General features: G+C 69.3%; 16 protein-coding genes. 7 read left to right on the top strand and 9 right to left on the bottom strand.

Translation table 11 applies throughout. The features are described from left to right. The first annotated feature begins 28 nt into the window (after positions 1 to 28). Positions 29 to 1,558, top strand: coding sequence for an RNA polymerase sigma factor (locus tag FHS44_RS05850; RefSeq protein ID WP_184712812.1), 1,530 nt, complete (start codon positions 29 to 31; stop codon positions 1,556 to 1,558). Between the two features lie 58 nt (positions 1,559 to 1,616). On the opposite strand, the gene FHS44_RS05845 is transcribed toward FHS44_RS05850, so the two are convergent. The 3 genes from FHS44_RS05845 to FHS44_RS05835 all read right to left on the bottom strand — a co-directional run bounded on the left by FHS44_RS05845 (position 1,617) and on the right by FHS44_RS05835 (position 4,461). Then, positions 1,617 to 2,831 (bottom strand): NADP-dependent isocitrate dehydrogenase, encoded by a 1,215-nt coding sequence (locus tag FHS44_RS05845; protein ID WP_184712811.1) that lies wholly within the window; start codon positions 2,829 to 2,831, stop codon positions 1,617 to 1,619. 102 nt (positions 2,832 to 2,933) lie between these two features. Next, a complete protein-coding gene (locus tag FHS44_RS05840) occupies positions 2,934 to 3,221 on the bottom strand; it encodes a DUF3017 domain-containing protein (RefSeq protein ID WP_184712810.1) in 288 nt (95 codons plus the stop codon). 118 nt (positions 3,222 to 3,339) lie between these two features. Further along, complete coding sequence (locus FHS44_RS05835) at positions 3,340 to 4,461, bottom strand: citrate/2-methylcitrate synthase (protein ID WP_184712809.1); 1,122 nt, start codon at positions 4,459 to 4,461, stop codon at positions 3,340 to 3,342. 182 nt (positions 4,462 to 4,643) lie between these two features. Here FHS44_RS05835 and FHS44_RS05830 point away from each other — a divergent pair, with 182 nt between their 5' ends. Next, a complete protein-coding gene (locus FHS44_RS05830) occupies positions 4,644 to 5,297 on the top strand; it encodes an FHA domain-containing protein (RefSeq protein ID WP_184712808.1) in 654 nt (217 codons plus the stop codon). Positions 5,298 to 5,722: 425 nt separating this feature from the next. Next, positions 5,723 to 6,187, top strand: a complete 465-nt coding sequence (locus FHS44_RS05825) for a hypothetical protein (protein WP_184712807.1) — start codon at positions 5,723 to 5,725, stop codon at positions 6,185 to 6,187. A 176-nt stretch (positions 6,188 to 6,363) separates the two neighbouring features. Here the strand turns inward: FHS44_RS05825 and FHS44_RS05820 are convergent, their stop codons facing one another. The 5 genes from FHS44_RS05820 to FHS44_RS05800 are packed head-to-tail and all read right to left on the bottom strand — an operon-like array spanning position 6,364 to position 14,631. Continuing rightward, on the bottom strand, positions 6,364 to 7,362 hold the full coding sequence (locus tag FHS44_RS05820) for an aldo/keto reductase (protein WP_184712806.1): 999 nt from the start codon (positions 7,360 to 7,362) through the stop codon (positions 6,364 to 6,366). Next, positions 7,362 to 9,113 carry a CocE/NonD family hydrolase gene (locus tag FHS44_RS05815; protein WP_184712805.1) on the bottom strand — a complete coding sequence of 584 codons (1,752 nt, stop codon included), beginning with the start codon at positions 9,111 to 9,113 and terminating at the stop codon, positions 7,362 to 7,364. The genes FHS44_RS05820 and FHS44_RS05815 overlap by 1 nt, the downstream gene beginning before the upstream one ends. Continuing rightward, positions 9,106 to 11,679: a N,N-dimethylformamidase beta subunit family domain-containing protein gene (locus FHS44_RS05810; protein WP_184712804.1), complete on the bottom strand. Its 2,574-nt coding sequence runs from the start codon at positions 11,677 to 11,679 to the stop codon at positions 9,106 to 9,108. Before FHS44_RS05810 ends, FHS44_RS05815 begins: the two co-directional genes overlap by 8 nt. Before the next feature lie 40 nt (positions 11,680 to 11,719). Next, complete coding sequence (locus FHS44_RS05805) at positions 11,720 to 12,658, bottom strand: AraC family transcriptional regulator (protein ID WP_184712803.1); 939 nt, start codon at positions 12,656 to 12,658, stop codon at positions 11,720 to 11,722. A gap of 14 nt (positions 12,659 to 12,672) precedes the next feature. Further along, positions 12,673 to 14,631, bottom strand: a complete 1,959-nt coding sequence (locus tag FHS44_RS05800) for a dipeptide ABC transporter ATP-binding protein (protein WP_184712802.1) — start codon at positions 14,629 to 14,631, stop codon at positions 12,673 to 12,675. 244 nt (positions 14,632 to 14,875) lie between these two features. Between FHS44_RS05800 and FHS44_RS05795 the strand changes: the two genes are divergently transcribed. The 4 genes from FHS44_RS05795 (at position 14,876) to FHS44_RS05780 (ending at position 19,669) form a co-directional block, all read left to right on the top strand. Beyond that, positions 14,876 to 16,489 carry an ABC transporter substrate-binding protein gene (locus FHS44_RS05795; RefSeq protein ID WP_184712801.1) on the top strand — a complete coding sequence of 538 codons (1,614 nt, stop codon included), beginning with the start codon at positions 14,876 to 14,878 and terminating at the stop codon, positions 16,487 to 16,489. A 6-nt stretch (positions 16,490 to 16,495) separates the two neighbouring features. Continuing rightward, positions 16,496 to 17,440, top strand: a complete 945-nt coding sequence (locus tag FHS44_RS05790; protein WP_184712800.1) for an ABC transporter permease — start codon at positions 16,496 to 16,498, stop codon at positions 17,438 to 17,440. Continuing rightward, entirely contained in the window at positions 17,437 to 18,339 is a 903-nt protein-coding gene (locus FHS44_RS40715; protein WP_184712799.1) for an ABC transporter permease, read from the top strand. Before FHS44_RS05790 ends, FHS44_RS40715 begins: the two co-directional genes overlap by 4 nt. A 70-nt stretch (positions 18,340 to 18,409) precedes the next feature. After that, positions 18,410 to 19,669: a multidrug effflux MFS transporter gene (locus FHS44_RS05780; protein ID WP_184712798.1), complete on the top strand. Its 1,260-nt coding sequence runs from the start codon at positions 18,410 to 18,412 to the stop codon at positions 19,667 to 19,669. On the opposite strand, the gene FHS44_RS05775 is transcribed toward FHS44_RS05780, so the two are convergent. Further along, on the bottom strand, positions 19,666 to 20,523 hold the full coding sequence (locus FHS44_RS05775) for a bifunctional methylenetetrahydrofolate dehydrogenase/methenyltetrahydrofolate cyclohydrolase (RefSeq protein WP_184712797.1): 858 nt from the start codon (positions 20,521 to 20,523) through the stop codon (positions 19,666 to 19,668). The two genes, FHS44_RS05780 and FHS44_RS05775, sit on opposite strands and share 4 nt — an antisense overlap. Between the last annotated feature and the right edge of the window lie 8 nt (positions 20,524 to 20,531).

The raw sequence follows: 20,531 nt of genomic DNA, 5'->3' as shown, positions 1-20,531 counted from the left end.
CCTTCAGTCAAAGCGGAGCCAATCCTTGATGCGCCGATACACCGGTTATCGCGACTTCATCCAGCGCGATCAGCGTCTCCTGGTCGGCACGGCCCTGCTCCTCACCGGTAGCCACGACCAGGCCATCCGGCTCACCCTGGGGTCCCTGCGCTCGGTCGGGCTGAGCTGGCCCCCGACACTCTGGGAGAACCCCACCGTCCACGCCCAGATCACGATGTACCGCCGCTATCTGCGACGGCCCGTCACGACGAGGGCGACGGCACTGCTGCGGCTGCCCCCGCTCAGGCGGGTGCTCGTCGTGGCGTGCCTGCACGACGGCAGGACGCACGAGGAGATGGCCACCGCCCTCGGCCTGTCCCAGGAGGTCGTCGAGACGGAGGTCTCCGAGGCCGTGACCGCCCTGGCCAAGGGCGACGCCAAGCGGCTGGGCACCAGGCTGGCCACCACGGCGGGCGAGGCCTCGGTCCCCGACCTCGCCACCAGGTCCATGCGCGCGCTGCGCCGCCGCCGCGTCCGGGGGGCGGTCCTGACCGCGGTCGCCGGTCTGGTCCCGGTCGGGTTGATCGCGGCCTTCACCCTGCAGCAGGGACAGGTGTGGAACTCCGCGCTCGGCGAACGCAACCAGATCGCCTCGACCAGGGCGGACTCGGCCGTGGGACCCGGCCCGCAGGCGTGGCAGACGCCCAGGACGTCGTTCACGATCCGCTACGCCGTACCGGACAAGTGTCCCGACGACGGCGCCTCGACCGACGGCAAGCCAGCGCCCTCGCGGGCCGGGAAGGTCACCTGCGCGGGCTGGACGCTGAAGCTGACCGGGGGCGACGAGGGCCGTCCCGCGCTCGAATCTGTCGAGTGCGAGCGTCCCGGCCACTGCGAGTCCACGGTGAAGGTGCCCGACGCTGCCCAGCACCTGGCCCACGGCGACGACTGGAGCTACTGGCGCCTCACACCCGCCATCAGCGGCGACGGGCGGCGCATCGCCTATCTCAGCGCCGCTGAGGGGCGATATGTCGCCCACGACCTGCACAGCGGCGAGAAGAGGTACCTCTCGCCCAGCCTGGTCCCCGCGGACACCGAGACGGGGACCGGGGTGAGCGTCTCGCGCGACGGCGGCGTCTTCGTCGTCGAGCTGAGCGGACGGCGGCTGCGCACCGACTTCGCCACCGGCGCCGTGACGTCGCTGCCCGAGGGGCGGACGGCCGCCGAGAAGTCCGCCGACTGGATGCGGGAGAACTACCGGGTCTGGTCCGACTCGCCGAGCGGGCGGTTCTCGGCCGCGGTCAGTCCGGGCAAGGGCGGCAGCGACCGCCTGCACGTCATCGACGCCAGGACCAGGAAGGTCTTCAGGGACCTGCCGCTGCCCTCGCTGGGCGACCCCACCTCGGCGGAGGTCCTCGGCTGGCCGAACGTCCGCGAGGTCGTCGTCAAGCTGACCGACAAACGGACCGGGGACCTGCTCGGCTTCTTCAGGGTCGACGCGATCACCGGACGGCTGCACCGGGTCGCCGGGCTGCCGGACGGGGAGACGATCGTGCTCGGCGACCTCACCGGGCCGTGAGCGCACAGACGGAAGGGGCCGCCCGAGGTGGCGGCCCCTCCGGGTGGGAGGACGGCTCTCAGGCCATCTTCTTCTTGAGGTTCTCGTCCAGGGCCGCCAGGAAGTCCTGGGTGGTCAGCCACTTGGCGTCGCCGCCGACCAGGAGGGCGAGGTCCTTGGTCATCTGGCCGCTCTCGACGGTCTCGACGCAGACCTGCTCCAGCTTCTCGGCGAAGTCGATCACCGCGGGGGTGTTGTCGAGCTTGCCACGGTGGGCCAGGCCACGGGTCCACGCGAAGATCGAGGCGATCGGGTTGGTGGAGGTGGGGTTGCCCTTCTGGTGCTCACGGTAGTGACGGGTCACGGTGCCGTGGGCGGCCTCGGCCTCGACGGTGCGGCCGTCGGGGGTCAGCAGGACGGAGGTCATCAGGCCCAGCGAGCCGAAGCCCTGGGCGACGGTGTCGGACTGGACGTCACCGTCGTAGTTCTTGCAGGCCCAGACGTAGCCGCCCTCCCACTTGAGCGCCGCGGCGACCATGTCGTCGATGAGGCGGTGCTCGTAGGTGATGCCCGCGGCCTCGAACTCGGCCTTGAACTCGGTCTCGTAGACCTCGGCGAAGATGTCCTTGAACCGGCCGTCGTAGGCCTTGAGGATCGTGTTCTTCGTGGAGAGGTAGACCGGGTAGTTGCGGGCCAGGCCGTACCGCATGGACGCCCGCGCGAAGTCGCGGATCGACTCGTCCAGGTTGTACATGGCCAGGGCGACACCGGAGCCGGGGAAGTCGTAGACGTCCAGCTCGATCGGCTCGGAGCCGTCCTTCGGGGTGAAGGTGAGGGTCAGCGTGCCCTCGCCGGGGACCTTGAGGTCGGTGGCGCGGTACTGGTCACCGAAGGCGTGACGGCCGACGACGATCGGCTTGGTCCAGCCGGGCACGAGCCTCGGCACGTTGGACATGATGATCGGCTCACGGAAGATGACACCGCCGAGGATGTTACGGATCGTCCCGTTCGGGGACTTCCACATCTTCTTGAGGCCGAACTCCTCGACCCGGGCCTCGTCGGGGGTGATCGTGGCGCACTTGACGCCGACGCCGTACTGCTTGATCGCGTTGGCGGCGTCGATCGTCACCTGGTCGTCGGTCGCGTCACGGTGCTCGATCCCGAGGTCGTAGTACTTCAGGTCGACGTCCAGGTAGGGAAGGATCAGCTGGTCCTTGATGAACTGCCAGATGATCCGGGTCATCTCGTCGCCGTCAAGCTCGACGACAGGGCCCTCTACCTTGATCTTGGGCATGCGTGTGGTTCCCCTTCTGAACTAACACTGGCCAGACAGTCCTTGAGGCTCACTGGCCGTTGAGGCTATCGGACGGGTTTGACCGGCCTGCGACGCCCCCTGTCATCTGCCGTATCGCGGCATGAGCCACGGATACTGCAACAGCAGCGACCCCGCCATCAGCGCGAGGCCGAAGATCGCCAGGGTGACGGCGTCGGTCGCCGGGCGGCGCACCGCGAGCCGTCCTCCCCCGCCGAGGCGCAGCAGCGCGCCCAGCGTCATGACGGCGCCGAGGGCGAAGCCTCCCCACTCGGGGTCGGCCACGACGGCGAAGACCACGGCGAGGACCGCGCCGACCAGCACCAGGGGGTACGGTCCCCACCGTTCCCTGACGGCGTTCTCCGCGTTCACCGCTCTTCTCCGTGCCCGGCGGCCTTCTGTTTCCGCGCGTCCGTGCGCGTCCGGCCCGTCATCGGCGTCCCCGGACATCCGCCGGTCCGTCCGTCTTCCCTTGTCTCGTGTGTCCGGCTCATCGCTCGTCGATCGGCTTCCACTTCTGGTCGCGCTCGCCGACGTACTCACTGTCCGGGCGGATCAGCCGGTTGTCCGCGTGCTGTTCGATCACATGTGCGGTCCATCCTGACATGCGGCTCACCGAGAAGACGGGAGTGAAAAGGTCGGTCGGGATGCCGAGGTAGTGGTAGACGGTCGCCGCGTAGAAGTCCACGTTCGGGTAGAGGCCCTTCGTCTCGAAGACGACCTCCTCCATCTCCTTGGACATCCGGTAGTAGGTGTCGTCCCCGGAGGCCTCGGCGAGTTCCTTGGACATCCTGCGCAGGTGCGTCGCCCTCGGGTCCTCCGTCTTGTAGACCCGGTGCCCGAAGCCCATGATCTTCTCGTGGGCGGCGAGCCTGTCGCGCACCGACTGGGCCACCGAGCCCGGGTCGAGCGCCTCAAGGGTCCGCATGACCTGCTCGTTCGCACCTCCGTGCAGGGGGCCCTTCAGGGTGCCGATGGCCGCGACGATGGCCGAGTGCATGTCGGAGAGCGTCGCGGCGCAGACGCGGGCGGCGAAGGTCGAGGCGTTCATGGTGTGGTCGGCGTGCAGGACCAGGCAGGTGTCGAAGACCTCGACGGCGTGCTGGTCGGGGACGCGCCCGGTGATCTGGAGCAGGAAGTTCGCGGCCACGCTCAGTTCGGGGTCGGGCTCGGGGATCTCGGTGCCCGTCCTGGCCGCGTGGTAGCGGGCCACCAGGATCGGCTGCTGCGCGGTGAGCCTGGCCGCCTTGCGCAGGTTGGCCTCGGGGCTGTTGGAGTCCTTGTCCTGATCGTCGCCGGAGGCCAGCGAGACCAGCGTGCGCAGGGCCTCCATGGGGGCCTGCTTCTCGGCTATCTCCGGGATGTTCGCCTCGGCGAGCGCGCCGAGCGCGCGTCCCCCGACGAGCTCGGCGCCGTAGTCGGCGAGCTGCTGCCTGGTCGGGAGGCTGCCGTGCTGGAGCAGGTGCGCGGTCTCCTCGAAGGTCGTACGGCCCGCGAGATCGTGGATGTCGTAACCACGGTAGAAGAGACGACCTGCCTGGCCGTCGATGTCGCTGAGCGCTGTGGACGCGGCCACGACATCGGCGAGACCTTTTGTGGGCTTGTCCGCCATGACTGTTTCCTCCCGCTTTTCTCCCAGCGAAGTCTACCCGTGAGCAGGACAAACCTTCCCAAGAGGTCAAGGCCAATTTCACGCGGGATTCTCCTTACGGCAAAGGCGATTCCCCATCCCCTCGTTTGGGTAAGCCGCAGCTGTAGGAATAGTTACGGCGGGCTACCTGGGGAGGAACTGCCGTGGAGGGGCCGTTCATACGCATCGAGGACACAGGCGAGGTTGTCCCGTTGCGCCCCGAGATCACGACGATCGGGCGTGGCCGGGGAGTAGACATCCGGCTCAACGATCCAAGTGTTTCCCGGCTGCACGCGGAATTCGTCCGGCGCGGTCCCTACCTGTATGTCGTTGATCTGGGCCTGTCCCGCAACGGCACACGGGTGAACGGAAGGCCGATAGCGAGGAGGGTGCTCGACGACGGCGACGTCGTCTCCTTCGGAGCCGCGCGGGGCAGGATAGGCGGGGTCCCACGTGAGGACTTCGCTCCAGAGGTCGAGCTGCGCCGCGCCGCGGCGCCCGAGCTGACCCGTCGGGAGGTGGACGTGCTGACGTCACTGTGCCGTCCAGCCCTCTCCGACGAGGCGTTCGTCGCTCCCGCGACCGCGCGGGAGATCGCCGACGACCTGGTGGTGACGGAGGCCGCGGTCAAACAACATCTGCTGCGGCTGTACCAGAAGTTCCGGATACCCGAGGGCACCAACCGCCGCACCAGGCTGGCCAACGAGGTGGTCGCCCTTGGCCTGGTCCGGCCGACCCCGGTGGTGCCACCGCAACGCGCGGCCGGGCCCCCCGAGGCTCAACCGGCCACGACGACGACCAACCGCCGGGCTTCCTAGCCCGCGACCGGTGGCGTGCACGCGCACCGGTGTGCCTCCCTCCGGCACACCGTTCTCAAGCGTGCCTACGACGCCCTCCCGGAGGCTTCCGAAGCCTCCGGGAGGGCGTCGTGCTGAGGCGTTCCCATCGCCTGCCAGAAACGGGCAAACAGTGACAGATCACAGGGGCCGACGGCCGTCCAGGGACAGGCTCCGATCCCGGCCACAACCGCGCCCGCGCGGCCTCTCAACGCCCTGACCAGCGGCTCCACGCCCTGTTGACGATCATGCCGTGCCGTACGGCGTGGCTCTGACGGGCGGAGTGCCGGGGGGATGACAGGTTCAGTGACATGAGCGCTGTCATAAGTGTCTTTTTCCACCTATGCCCCGAGAAGCACCATTCAAGTGCGGAAACGACCGCTTGACGTGAAGGAGCGAGGAGAGGCATGGGCAAGTACGATCACCTGTTCGTCCATCACATGCGGGACTGCGCCGACGACCTGGTGAACGAGGGTGCCGCAGCGGGCGGCGAGCGTCCGGCGAACATCGGCGACCCCTTCGGGCTGATGCGCGCCATCGACGTCGACCTCAGCACGGTCCACATGGCCTACAGCTGGATCAACCCCACGACGGAGCAGGTGCACTGGGTCAACGACCATGAGCACACCTACGACGAGGTGCTCATCTGGATGGGGAACGACCCGGACAACATCCACGACCTCGGCGCGGAACTGTATCTCGACATCGAGGGTGAACGGCACACGGTCACCACGACCGGTTCGGTGTTCATCCCCGCGGGCACCCGGCACTGCCCGCTCGGGTTCAACTACGTGAACCGCCCGTTCACGTTCATCGCGCTGTCGCTCAACCCGGACTACGCCTCGGACGAGAACGTTCCTCGCCACACCTGATCGGCGGGGGCGGCGTGGGCCGGGTGGAGCGACTCCACCCGGCCCACGCCGTTCGTACAGGTAAGGGCCGGGCGGAAACCCTCCGCCCGGCCCTTACCTATTTCATGATTTTTCGTGAAATGTCACATAAGTGTGGGCCGGTGCGGAGGTTCCACCCGGCCCACACTGGCTCATACCTAGACCGACGGGATCGGGCCGCGGCCCGCGCCCGTCTCCCGCAGGGCCGCCGCCAGCTCCGCCAGGTCCTCGGCGGTGAGGCTGAGCGATCCGGCGGGCAGCCAGCCGTCCACCTGCCCCGGGGTACGGGCGCCGACGATCGCCGCCGTCACCCCCGGCACGGTCGTCGTCCAGGCCGCCGCGACCGCGCCGACCGGAACCCCGTGGCGCTCCGCGATCGGCCGCAGGGCCTCCTGGAGCGCCAGGTTGCGGGACAGGGCGGGCTCCCGGTACTCGTCGTCACGCGAGCGCCAGTCGTCGGACGGCAGCGAGGCGGCCCGCTCGGCGGTGAACGTGCCGGTCAGCAGCCCGGCCGCCATCGGGCTGTAGACGAGCACACCCGCGCCGTGCTCGGCGCACCACGGGATCACGTCGGCCGCCGACTCCCGTTTGATCAGTGACAGCGGCGGCTGGAGGGTCTCGACGGGACCGACCGCCTCGCACCGGTCCAGCAGCTCGACGTCGAAGTTGGACACCCCGGCGTGCCGGACCTTGCCCTCCTTCACCAGTTCGAGCACGGTGCCCCAGGACTCCTCGATCGGCGGGCCCTGCGGGTCGGGGGCGTGGATCTGGTACAGATCCACGTAGTCGACGCCCAGGCGGCGCAGCGAGTCCTCGCACTCGCGCCGGATCGACTCCGGCGTGAGGTTCTGGCTCTCCACGCCGTTCTCGTCCCAGACCAGGCCGCACTTGGTGAACAGCAGCGGCCGGTCGGCGGCGGGCAGCGCGGCCACGGCGCGGCCGACTACCGTCTCCGAGTGGCCGAAGCCGTACACCGCGGCGGTGTCGATCCAGTTCACGCCGCCCTCGACGGCGCGGTGGATGGCGGCGACCGAGTCCTCGTCGGACTGCGAGCCCCAGCCCATCAGCCCCGGGCCGCCGGTGACCCAGCTTCCGAAGCCGACCGAGCTGATCCGCAGTCCGGTACGGCCCAGCTCACGGAATTCGTTGATGGACATCAGTGCTCCGTCTGGTAGGGGCGCGTCGCCTCCGGGCTGACGACCGGCAGCACGACACGGGAGAGGTGGGCGCCCGCGTGGTGGATGTTCTGCAACGCGCTGATCATCTCGGTTGACCTGCCGGGCAGCTCACCGGTGTTGGGGTTGCGGTCGAAGTGCGGGAAGTTGCTGCTGGAGACCTCGATCCGGATGCGGTGACCAGGCTGGAAGACGTTGCTGGTCGCGCCGAGGTCGAGGTGATACTCCACGACCTCGCCGGGGACGACCGGCTGCAGCCCGGCCTTCGGTTCGCGGTGGCTGGCGCGCACGATGCCGTCGGAGACGTTGCGGGCGTAGCCGCACGGGCCGACGTCGACCAGCTTGGCGGTCCAGTCGGTGTCCAGCGCCGAGGTGCTGGCGTGCAGCACCACGCTGATCGGGCCGGTGACGTCCAGCGGCTCGGAGAGCGGCTCGCTGGTGTAGACGAGCACGTCCTCGCGCGCCTCGATCGGACGCTGGTCGTAGACGCCGCCCTTGGTGTGCACCGGGCTGCAGCACAGCGAGCCGCCCAGCGTGGGGACCGGGTTGCGCGGGTTGTAGACGTAGCTGTCCGGCGGCTGCCCGTCGCCGGGCCTGTCCCTGGACAGGACTCCGTCGCCGTTCAGCGTGTTGGCCCGGCCGCCGCTGTGCAGGTACCAGTCCTGGTAGTCGGTTCCCGGCAGCGGCCAGGAGTCGGCGACCCGCCACTGGCTGGCTCCCATGGCGTACAGCAGCACCGGCGGCTCCTCCCCCGCCGAGTCGCCGCCGTCGCGCAGCCACCTGTCGAACCAGCGGATCTGCTGGCCGTCCACGTCGAGGGCGCCTCCGGTGGAGCGCGCGCCGAAGTTCCACGAGCCGACCGGGTTGCCGCTGAACAGGCCCTCGTGCGGCCACGGCCCGACGAGCAGGCGCTGCCGGTCGCGTGCCGCCTCGGGACCCTCGGCCCGCATGCCCGCGAAGTTCGCCAGGGTGCCGCCGAGGAAGGTGTCGTACCAGCCGCCCATGTTGAAGGCGGCCACGCTGATCTCGGGGTAGGCGCGGGAGACGTCGAGCCGCTCCCAGAACTCGTCGTAGGTGGGGTGCTCCAGCCACTCCCGGTAGTACGGCGCGACCCCGTCGAGGTAGGGGTGCTTGTCCAGGGGCAGCGTCAGCACCGTGTCCTGCAGGTCGTCCAGGGCGTCGGTCAGCGCCCCGCGCACCTCGTTGGAGACCGAGGCGTCACGGGCGGCGTTGTGCGCGGCGAGCGAGAGCGTCCAGCCCAGGCTGAAGCTGAGCTGGAACGCGCCACCCCGGTAGACCCAGCCGTGGTGGTAGCTGGAGGCCGTGACGTTCGGGGCGATGGCCTTGAGCGCCGGGTGCCCGGACATGGCGGCCTGCCACTGGGTCACCCCGTCGTAGGAGCCGCCGAACATGCCCACGTTGCCGTCGCACCAGGACTGGGACGCGACCCAGTCGATCGAGTCGTAGCCGTCCTCGCGTTCGAAGACGAACGGCGTGAACCGGCCCCCCGAGGCTCCCCGGCCCCGGGTGTCCTGCATCACGACGGCGAACCCGCTGGACGCCGCCCGCAGCGCGAGCGTGCCGTACATGCCGAGACCTGTGCGGTCGTACGGCGTGCGGAAGATCAGGGCGGGGCAGCGCTGCCCGACCGGACGGTAGATGTCGGCGCGCAGGACGGTGCCGTCCCGCATCGGAATGGCGACCATCCGGTCGACCGAGAGCGACTCAATCATTCTTCTTACCCAGCCAGTGGTCGAGAACGTTGCGGGTGATCCTGGAGATCCCGTTGTCATAGCCGTGGGCGGACAGCCCACCGCTGTAGGAGATGGAGCCCGTGGCGAACACGGAACCGCCTCCACGGGTGTGGAAGTAGACGATGTCGGAGCGGACCTCGGGGTCCTCGGAGCCGCCGTGGCCCGGGTGGGTGCCACTCAGCTCCTCGACGGCGAACTGGTAGCCGTCGAGCAGTCCCTCCGAGGTGGCCAGCACGACCGCCTCGGGCGGGCTGCCCAGCGTGAGGTCGTAACGGTCGATCTCGCCACCGGCCGAGCCGCCGCCGTCCAGACCGGAGTCGCCGAACACCTCGGGCACGCCGTCGAGCAGGTGCTTGAGGTCCTCGGGCACGGCGTCGGGGCCGATCCGGTAGCGGCCGGAGGGGCCGCTGCCCTGGGCGCTGAAGCCGACGCCGAACACCTTCTGCGGCGGACGGCTGCGGTTCAGCCACAGGCCGCCGCGCTCGCCGGTGGTGGCGTGGTGGTGCTCGCCTGTCTGGGCCTGCCAGCTCCTGGTGCCGTTCTCACCGCGGCGCAGCTCCATCACGTGCGGCAGCTCGGGGTGGAAGGAGACCACCCAGTAGTAGCCGTTGCCGCCGAGGTAGGCGAAGTTGCCGCCGCCGTCCACGTAGGTCTCGATGGCGTCGATCATCTGCTCGGAGGCGTACTCCGGGTGGCTGCCGCTGATCACCCCGGCGTAGGGACGCAGCAGGTCCACGCCGTCGGCGTGCAGGTCGTGGTCGGTGATGACGTCGAAGGAGTAGCCGAGCTCCGTGAGCCAGTCCAGGAAGTACAGGTCGGAGGCCAGCATGAACGGCGACAGGTGGACGCGGAAGCCCGGCGCCAGGGTGAGGATCGGGCGGCGCCAGGAGATGTAGCTCACGCCGCTGCCGTCGGTGTACCGCGCGTAGGCCGAGTGCCCCAGGTCGTAGCGGTGTTCGAGGAAGACCGTGCCGTCGGGGACGACCGGCACGTGACCGAGGCCGCGCTCGTTGGAGTAGGCCAGGTAGGTCGCGGTCGGCAGGAGCAGGGCGAGCCTGCCGGTGGCGGTTCCGGCGCGCGGGCGCACCACGAACGGGATGCCCCGCTCGCAGGAGCCGTCGGTCGCGGCGACCCGCAGGGCGTACACGCCGCTCGGCAGGTCGTCGGGGACGGTGAACTCGTGGCTCGGCGCCCATCCGGCGTCGGCGAGCGAGTCGTCGTGGAAGTGGATCGCCGCGTATCCACGCGGGTCGGCGGCGTAGTGCTCGACCCGCCCGGTGAAGTGGCGTCCTGTCACACCGCGCACCGGGAGGTTCACCAGCCTGCCGTCCAGGCCGGGGCGGCCCAGGCACGGCACGACCAGCGAGGCCGCGGTCTCGCCGGGCTCGAACGACCAGAGCAGCGGGGCGTCGTGGTCGTCGGAGGCCGCGACCACCAGGCCCGCCCTGGGCAGCGGGTACGGCCAGAAGCCGGGCCGTTCGATCTTGCCGTTGTAGTGGTCGTCCTCGGGAGTGCGCGCCGCGAACAGCAGGTCCCCGTGCTCGGCCGGGGCGAAGCCCGCGACGTCCTGCTCGGTCACCTGCGGCCTGTCGTCGACCACGATCGGGCTCACCCGGCTGTTCACGCTGGTCACCAGGGGCCTGGCGACCAGGGTGGCACGGCCCGTCGCGGGGTCGTAGGAGGCGGCGACGCCGTACCAGCGGTGCAGGGGAAGCGGGGCGTCGGCGTGGACCGCGCTCTCGGCCGAGCCGTCACCGAGCCAGAGGGTCAGCCGCCCGGTCTCGTCCAGGCCGAGCGCGTATCCGCGCGGACCCCGGTCCCAGCGCGACACCACGACCTGCGGGCCGCCTGTCACGCAGGTCGGGTAGATGTAGGCAGCGACGGTGAAACCGTCCGTGCCCGTGGTCGCGCCGTGGGGGTCGCGGACGGCGATGTGCGAGCCGAGCCGTACCTTCTGCTCCTGGCCGGGGTGACTTCCCTGCCAGGCGTCGGGCACCTGCTCGATCCTGACGCCGGGGCTCTCCGGGTTGTCGTCGGTGTGCCGCAGCCTGACCAGTTCCGTGGTGTACTCGCCGACCTGCTCGGCGCTGACCATGAACGTGACCCGGTCGCCGGGGGCCGCGCTCACCCGGTCGGCGTAGCCGAGCAGAACCGGTCCCTCGTGCCGCAGCTCCGGCCCGTCGATCGCGTCCTGGGAGGCCTCGCCCCAGCCGAACACGTCGAACAGCTCGCGCCGCAGACCCGCCTCACGTGCCTCGTCGAGGCTGGTGAACTCCCGGCGGTCGGCGAGCCGGTAGGTCTCGCCGCGCCGCGCCGGAGGGCGGACCAGCCGCCAGATCTCGCGCCGGGTCTGTTCGTAGACGGACAGACGCTCGGTCGCGGGCCGCTGGCCGAGGAAGTTCGCCAGCAGGCTCGTCGGCTCCCGGTGGACCGCCTCGGGATCGTGGATCCAGGCGGTCACCAGGTCCTCGGTGATCAACGAACGTAGCTGCTCGACGCGGCGTTCGGCGAACCGCGCCCTAATGCCCACAACGGAGGATTCCATGACTTAACGCTAGGCAGCAGGTCGCGGCACAAATAGCTCGTCAGGTCGGCGGCCGTGTCACTGAACGGAGGTAATCCGCCGCTCCGGCCCGCCTGCGGAACTCTCCGGGGCTCGTCCCGGTCTCCCGCTTGAAGAAGCGGCCGAAGTACGACGGGTTGTCGAACAGCAGCCGCTGGGAAACCTGGGCGACGGTCAGGTCGGTGTGCCTGAGCAGCCGCTTGGCCTCGACGGTCAGCGCGGCGCGGATGATCTCCGCGGGCCGCTTGCCCGTGGTGCGCTTGACCACGTCCGCCAGGTGCTTGGGGGTCACCCCGATCCGGCTGGCGTAGCCGCTGACACTCTGCTCGTACGGCAGCTCCTCGCTCACCAGCCGCAGGTAGCGGCGGGCCAGCGCGGTGCCGCTGTCCTCCTCGACGGTACGGACGTCGGCGCCCCGGCTGAACCTGCGCATCTCGACCAGCAGGATGTGCAGGTACGCCTGGAGCACCGAGACGTCGGCCCCGCCCGGGCGCCGGTACTCCCTGGCCAGGGCGGACAGCAGCCCGGTGACGGGCTCGACCTCGTCGGCCGCCAGGTGCAGGGCGTGCCCTGTGCCGAGCGGGTCGAGCGCCAGGGACTGACGCGGGGAGACCCGGTCCCCGTACTGGGGGACCAGGAACTCCTCGACGAAGGTGACGATGAAGCCCTCAAGGGGGGTGTGGCCCTCCCAGAACTGCACCTGACCCGGGGCGACGAAGTACAGCGTGACCGGGGCGACCTGGTAGGGCACGAAGTCGATCACGTGGGTGCCCGAGCCCTGGGTCACGCACACCAGCTCGTAGAACTCGTGCCGGTGGGGGTAGGGGGCGTACGACCAGGGGGCCAGATCGGCGAAGGACCCGATGGCGAAGCCGGGGGGTCCGTCACCGATGCGGGGGTCGTCGAAACTGTGGGTGGGGAACGAGACGGGAGAGACCGTGGCTGACGACACGGACGGCATGGCGGCTCCCAGTGTCACTGACGCGAACTAGCGGTGCCCTCGGGTTCCGGCAACGCCGGGGAGGACGGGGATGGGGTTATACCCGGATTGGCCGCCAGCAGGGTGCGGGTGTAGTCGTGCTGCGGCTCCGCGGCGAGCTTCTCGGGGGTGGCGACCTCGATCAGCTTGCCGTTCTTCATCACCCCGACCCGGTCGGCGACCGAGAGGATGAGGCTCAGGTTGTGGGTGATGAACAGGTAACTCAGGTTGTGCTCGCGCCGCAGGTCGAGCAGGAGGTTCATCACCTGACCCTGCACCGAGACGTCGAGCGCGGAGGTGGGCTCGTCGGCCACGATCAGCCGCGGTTCCGGGGCGAGGGCGCGCGCGATGGCGACCCGCTGGCGCTGTCCGCCGGAGATCTGTCCGGGGAGCTTGTCGATGATCGCCTTGGGCAGGCCGACCTCGTCGATCAGGCGCTCGACCCTGCGGCGCAGGTCGGCGCCACGCATGTCGGTCAGCTCGCGCAGCGGCTCGGCGATGATCCTGCCCACGCTGTGGCGCGGGTCCAGGGAGCTCTGCGGGTCCTGGAAGACGAGCTGCACGGTACGGCGGAACGCCCGCACGTCGCCTTCGAGGCCACGTGAGGTGTGCCGCTGGCCGTCCACGGTGATCGTGCCCTCGGTCGGGTGGTCGAGGGCCGAGACGATCTGCCCGAGCGTCGTCTTGCCGCTGCCGGACTCGCCGACCAGGCCGAAGAACTCGCCCGGCCTGATGCTCAGGCTGACCCCGTCGACCGCGGCCATCCGCTCACGGCGGCGCAGCTTCAGCAGGCCGCTGGAGCGCCCGCTGCGGGTGACGAACTCCCTGCGCACGTCGTCGATCACCAGGAGCGGTTCGCCCTGCGCCTCGTCCGTGGCCTCGGTGGCCGTCGGGACGGGTGAGAGCACGGTGACCGGACCGTCGCCCGGGTTCCAGCAGGCGACCTCCGCCGGTCGCTCCACCTCGGCCGCTTCGGAACGATCCAGACGCTTGATCTCCTCCACCGGGACGGTGACGAGGGCCAGCGGTGGCTCCTCGGAGCGACAGCGGTTCTCGGCGTGCGAGCACCTCGGGGCGAACCGGCAGCCGGGGAGTTTGGCGCCCGCCTCGGGGACGGAGCCGACGATGGACGGCATGCCCTGGGTGTGGCGCACCCCCACCTGCGGCACGCACTCGACCAGGGCCCGCGTGTAGCGGTGGCGGGGCGAGCTGAGCACCTCGGCGGCGGGTCCGACCTCGACGAGGCGGCCCGCGTACATCACCGCGATCCGGTCGGCGATCTCCGCCGCGACGCCCATGTCGTGGGTGATGAACACACACGCCATCTGGTGTTCCTGCTGCACCTTGCGGAACAGGCGCAGGATCTCGGCCTGGGTGGTCACGTCCAACGCGGTCGTGGGCTCGTCGGCCAGCAGGAGGTCGGGGCTGGACATCAGCGCCATAGCGATCATCACGCGCTGCTGCATGCCACCGGAGAGCTGGTGCGGGTAAAGATTCGCCACTCTTTCCGGATCGGAGAACCCCACCTCCCGCAGCAGCTCAAGTGCCCTGGCCTGCCCCTGCGCACGAAGATCACCACGCCGCGAGGCGGCGTCCGCGGGCCAGTAGGCCTCGCCGAGCTGCACGCCGATCCGCTGCGCCGGATTGAGCGAGTCAAGCGCCTCCTGGAACACCATTCCGATCCGGCGGCCGCGGAAGGACCGCATCTGCGCCGGGTTCAGGGAGGTGAGATCGACGTCGTCGAGCCGGACCGCGCCGGTGGTCTTCACAGGGGCGACGAACTCAAGCAGGCGGATGATGGACAGCACGGTGACGGTCTTGCCGCTGCCGGACTCGCCGACGACGCACAGGGTCTGTCCGGAATCAAGGCTGAGACTGAGTTCGTGGACCAAATCGGTGGTCACCTCGTCGGAGAGCACTCCGACCGAGAGGCGGTCTATCTCGAGTAGTGACATGGGTGTCATCCTTTCCGTCGGCCATCCTGACCTCGGGTCGGGGATTCTGCACCTCAAAGCTGCCGCTTAACAAGGCTGTGGGCACAGTGTGCCGATCGGGAACGGCGTCTGTCCACACTCACGGCCCGGAGCAGGGCGATTTCGTATGAGTGACATAAAAGCCGACACTGACGCCTATCTTGGACGGGCGGGCCGGGTTACGTTCTCCGCCACCGACCCGCGGAAACAGGCGCGAGGAGCCGCAATGGATCGCACCGGACAACGTCGTAAGCCCAAGATCATCGCCCTTGTCACAGCAGGGCTGTTGCTCTCGGCTTGCGGCACTGCCACAAAGTCCCCATCCACCCCGGCCACCCCGGCTGCACAGAGCGACGCGGGCCAGCCCGCGCGAGGCGGCAACCTGACCGTCCGCCTCGCCCAGGACCCTGGATCGCTGGACACGGTGCAGAACAGCAACGCCGGAACCAGCTATCTGGGGCACGAGATCTTCGAGTCTCTGGTCGCCATCGATGCCAACTACCAGCCCCAGCCCGTGCTGGCCGAATCTTACAAGAAGGGCGATGACGGCCTGTCTTACACCTTCACGCTGCGCAAGGGGGTCCAGTTCTCCGACGGCTCGCCGCTGACCTCGGCGGACGTGGTGGCCTCGATGCGCTACTGGGTGGAGAAGGGCAGCTACGCCGGATCGCTCAAGCCGGTGCTCAAGGAGATCACCGCTCCCGACGAGAACACCGTGCTGTTCTCCCTCAAGGCCCCCTTCAACCTCGTCGCCCTCATGGCGGCCAGTCACGGAAGCGGCATCCGCAGGGCCGCCGACGTGGCCGCCGCGGGAGCGACCGGAATCCCCCAGGACCACGCGATCGGCACCGGGCCGTACAAGCTGAAGTCCTGGACCGCGGGCCAGGAGATCGTCCTGGAGCGCAACGACAAGTACAAGCCGCCGACCGGTGAGTCCAGCGGGTACGCTGGAGCGAAGGGTGCCTACCTGGACACCATCACCTACAAGGTGATCGCCGACCGCGACGCCGCCTTCAACAGCCTGCAGACCGGCCTGCTCGACATCTCCGAGCCGTCGTACGACCAGTACGACCAGATCAAGCAGAACCCCAACCTCAAGATCGGGGTCGAGGGCGCGGCGAACATCCAGTACGTCGCCCTCAACCACAACTCCGGCTCGATCTTCTCCAAGCCGGAGGCCAGGGACGCGATGAACCTGCTCGTCGACAAGAAGGCGATCATGGAGTCGCAGGGCGTCCCCGACCTGACCCTGCCGAGCAACGGCGCCTTCGCCACCCAGACCAACAAGGCCATGTACTCCGAGGCCGGCAAGGCCAAGTGGGACCAGCACGACCCGGAGAAGGCCAAGCAGCTTTTCGCCGCCGCAGGCCTGCGTCCCGGCCAGACCATCCGCATGATCACCACGGACGAGTTCCCGCAGTTCAAGGACGCCCTGGTCATCATCCAGGACTCCCTCAAGAAGATCGGGATCAACGCGACAGTCGAGAGCTACGACTTCGCGACCCTGATCGGGCGCAAGAACAACCAGCCGAACAGCTGGGACGTGCTCGCGCTGATGGACGACGCCAACCCGCCCGTCCCGTCCTACAGCGACAACGTCCAGGGCATGGACAACATGGGCTACCCGAGGGACAAGCTCGCCCCGCTGCTGACCGCGTACAACGCGGCCCAGACCCCGGAGGAGCAGAAGCAGGCGATCGACAAGATCCAGGAGTTCACCTCGGAGAACCTGCCCACGCTGACGCTCTACAACGCGAGGTCCTACGTGGCCTACAACCCGAAGGTGCAGGGCTATGACGGCTGGGGCCTGGAGTTCGCCAACGCCTGGCTTGCGAGGTAGCACCTGATGCTGGGGGTCATTCTGCGCCGGTTGCGCGATCTGGTGATCGTGCTGTTCGTGGTCGGCACCGCTCTGTTCTTCCTGCTGCGATCGATTCCGGGTGACCCGGCCGCGGTGCTTCTCGGCACCAAGGCCAGCCCGGAGCAGCTCGAACGGCTACGCCACGACCTCGGTCTGACCGGACCGCTGTACGAGCAGTATCTGCACTGGCTGGGCAACGTGCTGACCGGTGACTTCGGTACGTCGATCAAGTACAACCTCCCGGTCCTGCAGATGATCTTCGACAACATCGCGCCCACGTTGACCCTGGCCATCGCCAGTACGGTGATCAGCTTCATGCTGACCGTGCTGATCGTCACCTGGGTCACCGTGGCGCCAAACAACCGGGTGGCCCGGCTCGTCAACCGGGCCACCCAGTTCGGCCTCGCCCTGCCGGAGTTCTGGCTCGCGTTGCTGGCGGTCTATCTGTTCGCCCTCACCTTCGGCTGGTTCCCGACCGGCGGCTACACCCCGCTGTTCGAGGACCCGGCCACCGCGATCACCCAGCTGGCACTGCCGGTTGCGGTGCTCGTCGTCGGGCAGACCGCCTTCCTCACGATCACCATGGAGGAGAGCGTGCTCGGGGAGCTGACCCAGCTGTACCTGCGTACCGCGCGGGCCAAGGGCGTCGGCGAGCGGCGGATCATGCTGCGGCACGTGCTGCCCAACTCGATGCTGCCGGTCCTCACCACCGTGGGCCTGAACTTCGCCTCGCTGATCGGCGGCGTGGTGGTGATCGAGAGCATCTTCATCATCCCGGGCCTCGGCACCACACTGCTCGGCGCCGTCTACGCCCGGGACTTCCCGCTCATCCAGGGGGGTGTCATGTTCATCGCGTTCCTGTTCGTGCTGATGAACCTGCTGGTCGATCTCGCCTACGCGCTGATCGACCCGAAGGTGCGGGTGTCGTGACCGCCGACCTCGCCACCGCGCCGACCACGACGGACCCCACCCGGGTCCGCACGTTCGTCCGGCGTAACCCCACGCTGATCGTGACGGGTGGACTGCTGATCCTGATCACCCTGGTGGTCATGCTGCTTCCGCCGTTCCTGCCCGACCCGAACGCCGCCGATCCGGTGAACCGGTTGCTCTCGCCGTCGGGCGAGCACCTGATGGGCACCGACAAGTACGGCCGTGACCTGTTCTCCAGATGGGCCTCAGCCGGTCGGGTCTCGATCGGGATGACCCTGCTGATCACCCTCTGCTCGGTCGCCCTGGGCACGTTCATCGGACTGGTCGCGGGCTACTTCGCCCGGGCCGGTCGGGTGATCATGCGGATCGTGGACGCCTGGATGGCGTTCCCGTCGATCATCCTGGCCATCGTGTTCGCGGTCGTGGTCGGCCCCGGCATGCTGAGCGAGCTGCTCGCGGTGACGATCATCTTCACCCCGTACACGGCCCGGATCATCCGCAGCCGCGTGCTCGGCCTGACCACCCGCACCTACGTCAAGGCGGCCAGGGTGTCCGGCATGGGTCCGTGGAAGACCCTCGCCGTGCACATCCTGCCGAACACGCTGCCGCTGGCCGTGGTGCAGTGCGTGCTGTTGTCGGCGGGCGCCATGCTCATCGACGGCTCGCTCAGCTTCCTCGGTCTCGGCATCTCACCGCCCACCGCCACCTGGGGAAACATGGTCGCCGACGGGCGCACCTACCTGCAGACCCACCCAACCATGGTGATCTTCCCCGGCCTGACCATCGCCCTGTTCGTGTTCCTGCTGAACCTCACCGGTTCGGCACTGCGCGCGTTCGTCGACCCCAGGGCGAGGATGCTGCTCGACCAGCAGCGACGGCAGCGGCGGGCGCGCCGGTGAGCGCAGCCACTCATTCGGGGGAAAACCACCCGGTGACCTCGCCTCGGCGGGGTCACCCGGTGGGTCGCACGTGAGCGCGGACGGCCCGCAGGCCGTCCCGCCTCCGATCGCGCGGACTCGTAAACTGCTCTTCACCCTGGGGGCACTGTCCACGTTCGGCCCGCTTTCGATTGACCTGTACCTCCCCGCCCTGCCCGCGCTGGCCCGCCAGCTCGGGACCTCGGACGGCGCCGCCCAGTGGAGCATCTCGGCCTGCATGATCGGCCTGGCCCTCGGCCAGTTGTTCATCGGCCCGCTCAGCGACCGGGTCGGCCGCAGGCGCCCGGTGTTCATCGGGGTGATGACGTACACGGTGGCATCGCTGCTGTGCGCGGCGGCGCCGTCGATCGAGACGCTGATCATCCTGCGTCTGGTGCAGGGACTGGCCGGATCGGCCGGGATGGTCGTGGTCGAGGCCATGATCCGCGACCTCTACGAGGGCCGGCAGATGGCGCGCATCCTGTCACTGCTGATGCTGATCGGCGGGATAGCGCCGATCGTCGCCCCCGTCATCGGCGGCCAGCTTCTCTACTTCGTGGACTGGCGAGGACTGTTCGTCTTCCTCGCCGCGGTCTCCGCGGTGCTGCTGGTCGTGGCGTTCACCCTGCCCGAGACACTGCGCCCCGACCTCCGGCACGCCGGGGGCATGGCCAGGGTGCGGGCGGGCTTCTCCGCCGTGGGACGCGACCGGCTGTTCGTCGGCTGCACCCTGGGCTCCAGCATCGGCAGCATCGCGCTGTTCATCTACATCTCGGTCAGCTCGTTCGTGATCGAGGACGGTTACGGCGTGAGCCCGCAGGTGTTCTCCCTGATCTTCGGGATCAACTCGGTCGGCCTGATTCTGGGCGGCTGGTTCAACGCCCTGCTCCTGCGCCGCTTCACCCCGGAGCGGCTGCTGGTCCCCGAGGCGCTGATCGCCGTCTTCACCGGTGTCGGTACGGCTGTCGCGGCGCTGGTGCACGCCCCGCTCTGGGTGTTCCTGACGTCGCTGTTCTTCACGATCATGTCGGGCGGGCTGGCCTCGCCCAACGCGACCGCGCTCGCACTGGTCCGCCATCCGGCCAACGCGGGTACGGCCGCCGCCCTGCTGGGCAGCACGGGCTTCCTGTTCGGCGCCCTGTTCGCCCCGCTGGCCTCGCTCGGCGGCGCAAGCGCCATCGCGATGACCGGTGGGATCGCCATAGCCCGCGTCGGATCCTGGCTGGCGTACGCCCTGATCGCCAGGCCGCGCGCCAGCCGTACCCCCGAGACCGCACCCGAGCGGTGCGGCTCGGAGCAGAACCCCGGTTAGACGCCCTGGACCTGCCGCTCGGCGGCCTCGACGACGTTGCTGAGCAGCAGCGCCCTGGTCATCGGGCCGACGCCACCGGGGTTGGGGGTCAGGAACCCCGCGACCTCGCCGACCTCGGGGGCGACGTCACCGGCGATCTTCCCGTCGACCCGGGAGACCCCCACGTCGAGTACGGCGGCGCCTGGCTTGACCATGTCCGCGGTGATCAGGTGGGGTACGCCCGCCGCGGCGACGACGATGTCGGCGCGCCTGACGTGGCCGGCCAGGTCCTGGGTCCCGGTGTGGCACAGGGTGACCGTCGCGTTCTCCGACCTGCGGGTCAGCAGCAGGCCGAGCGAGCGGCCCACGGTGATGCCGCGCCCGACCACGGCGACCTCGGCGCCCTTGATCGGCACGCCGTACTCCTGGAGCAGCAGGACGATGCCGTGCGGGGTGCACGGCAGCGGCGCGTCCACCATGTGCACGAGACGGCCGAGGTTGATCGGGTGCAGACCGTCGGCGTCCTTGGCCGGGTCCATCCGCTCGATCAGCGCCAGGGCGTCCAGGTGCCGGGGAAGCGGGAGCTGGACGATGTAGCCGGTGCACTCGGGTGAGGCGTTGAGCTCGTCGATGACGGCCTCGACCTCGGCCTGCGTGGCGGTGGCGGGCAGGTCCCTGCGGATGGAGGAGATGCCGACCTCGGCGCAGTCGCGGTGCTTGCCGCCGACGTAGATCTGGCTGCCGGGGTCGTCACCGACCAGGACGGTGCCCAGACCGGGGACGACGCCACGCTCCCTCAGCGCGGCCACCCTGGCCGTGAGGTCTGCCTTGATCTTCGCCGCGGTGGCCTTGCCGTCCAGAATCTGCGCACTCATGGCGTCAA

The sequence above is a fragment of the Streptosporangium saharense genome (genome assembly GCF_014203715.1).
Classification (GTDB): domain Bacteria; phylum Actinomycetota; class Actinomycetes; order Streptosporangiales; family Streptosporangiaceae; genus Streptosporangium; species Streptosporangium saharense.
This window is presented reverse-complemented; position numbering and strand designations above follow the sequence as displayed.

Bases quoted from the DNA above. Each gene is read 5' to 3' on its own strand.
- FHS44_RS05850 (WP_184712812.1), top strand. From the start codon at position 29: ATGCGCCGATACACCGGTTATCGCGACTTCATCCAGCGCGATCAGCGT.
- FHS44_RS05845 (WP_184712811.1), bottom strand. From the start codon at position 2,831: ATGCCCAAGATCAAGGTAGAGGGCCCTGTCGTCGAGCTTGACGGCGAC.
- FHS44_RS05835 (WP_184712809.1), bottom strand. From the start codon at position 4,461: ATGGCGGACAAGCCCACAAAAGGTCTCGCCGATGTCGTGGCCGCGTCC.
- FHS44_RS05825 (WP_184712807.1), top strand. From the start codon at position 5,723: ATGGGCAAGTACGATCACCTGTTCGTCCATCACATGCGGGACTGCGCC.
- FHS44_RS05820 (WP_184712806.1), bottom strand. From the start codon at position 7,362: ATGTCCATCAACGAATTCCGTGAGCTGGGCCGTACCGGACTGCGGATC.
- FHS44_RS05815 (WP_184712805.1), bottom strand. From the start codon at position 9,113: ATGATTGAGTCGCTCTCGGTCGACCGGATGGTCGCCATTCCGATGCGG.
- FHS44_RS05810 (WP_184712804.1), bottom strand. From the start codon at position 11,679: ATGGAATCCTCCGTTGTGGGCATTAGGGCGCGGTTCGCCGAACGCCGC.
- FHS44_RS05805 (WP_184712803.1), bottom strand. From the start codon at position 12,658: ATGCCGTCCGTGTCGTCAGCCACGGTCTCTCCCGTCTCGTTCCCCACC.
- FHS44_RS05800 (WP_184712802.1), bottom strand. From the start codon at position 14,631: ATGTCACTACTCGAGATAGACCGCCTCTCGGTCGGAGTGCTCTCCGAC.
- FHS44_RS05795 (WP_184712801.1), top strand. From the start codon at position 14,876: ATGGATCGCACCGGACAACGTCGTAAGCCCAAGATCATCGCCCTTGTC.
- FHS44_RS05790 (WP_184712800.1), top strand. From the start codon at position 16,496: ATGCTGGGGGTCATTCTGCGCCGGTTGCGCGATCTGGTGATCGTGCTG.
- FHS44_RS05775 (WP_184712797.1), bottom strand. From the start codon at position 20,523: ATGAGTGCGCAGATTCTGGACGGCAAGGCCACCGCGGCGAAGATCAAG.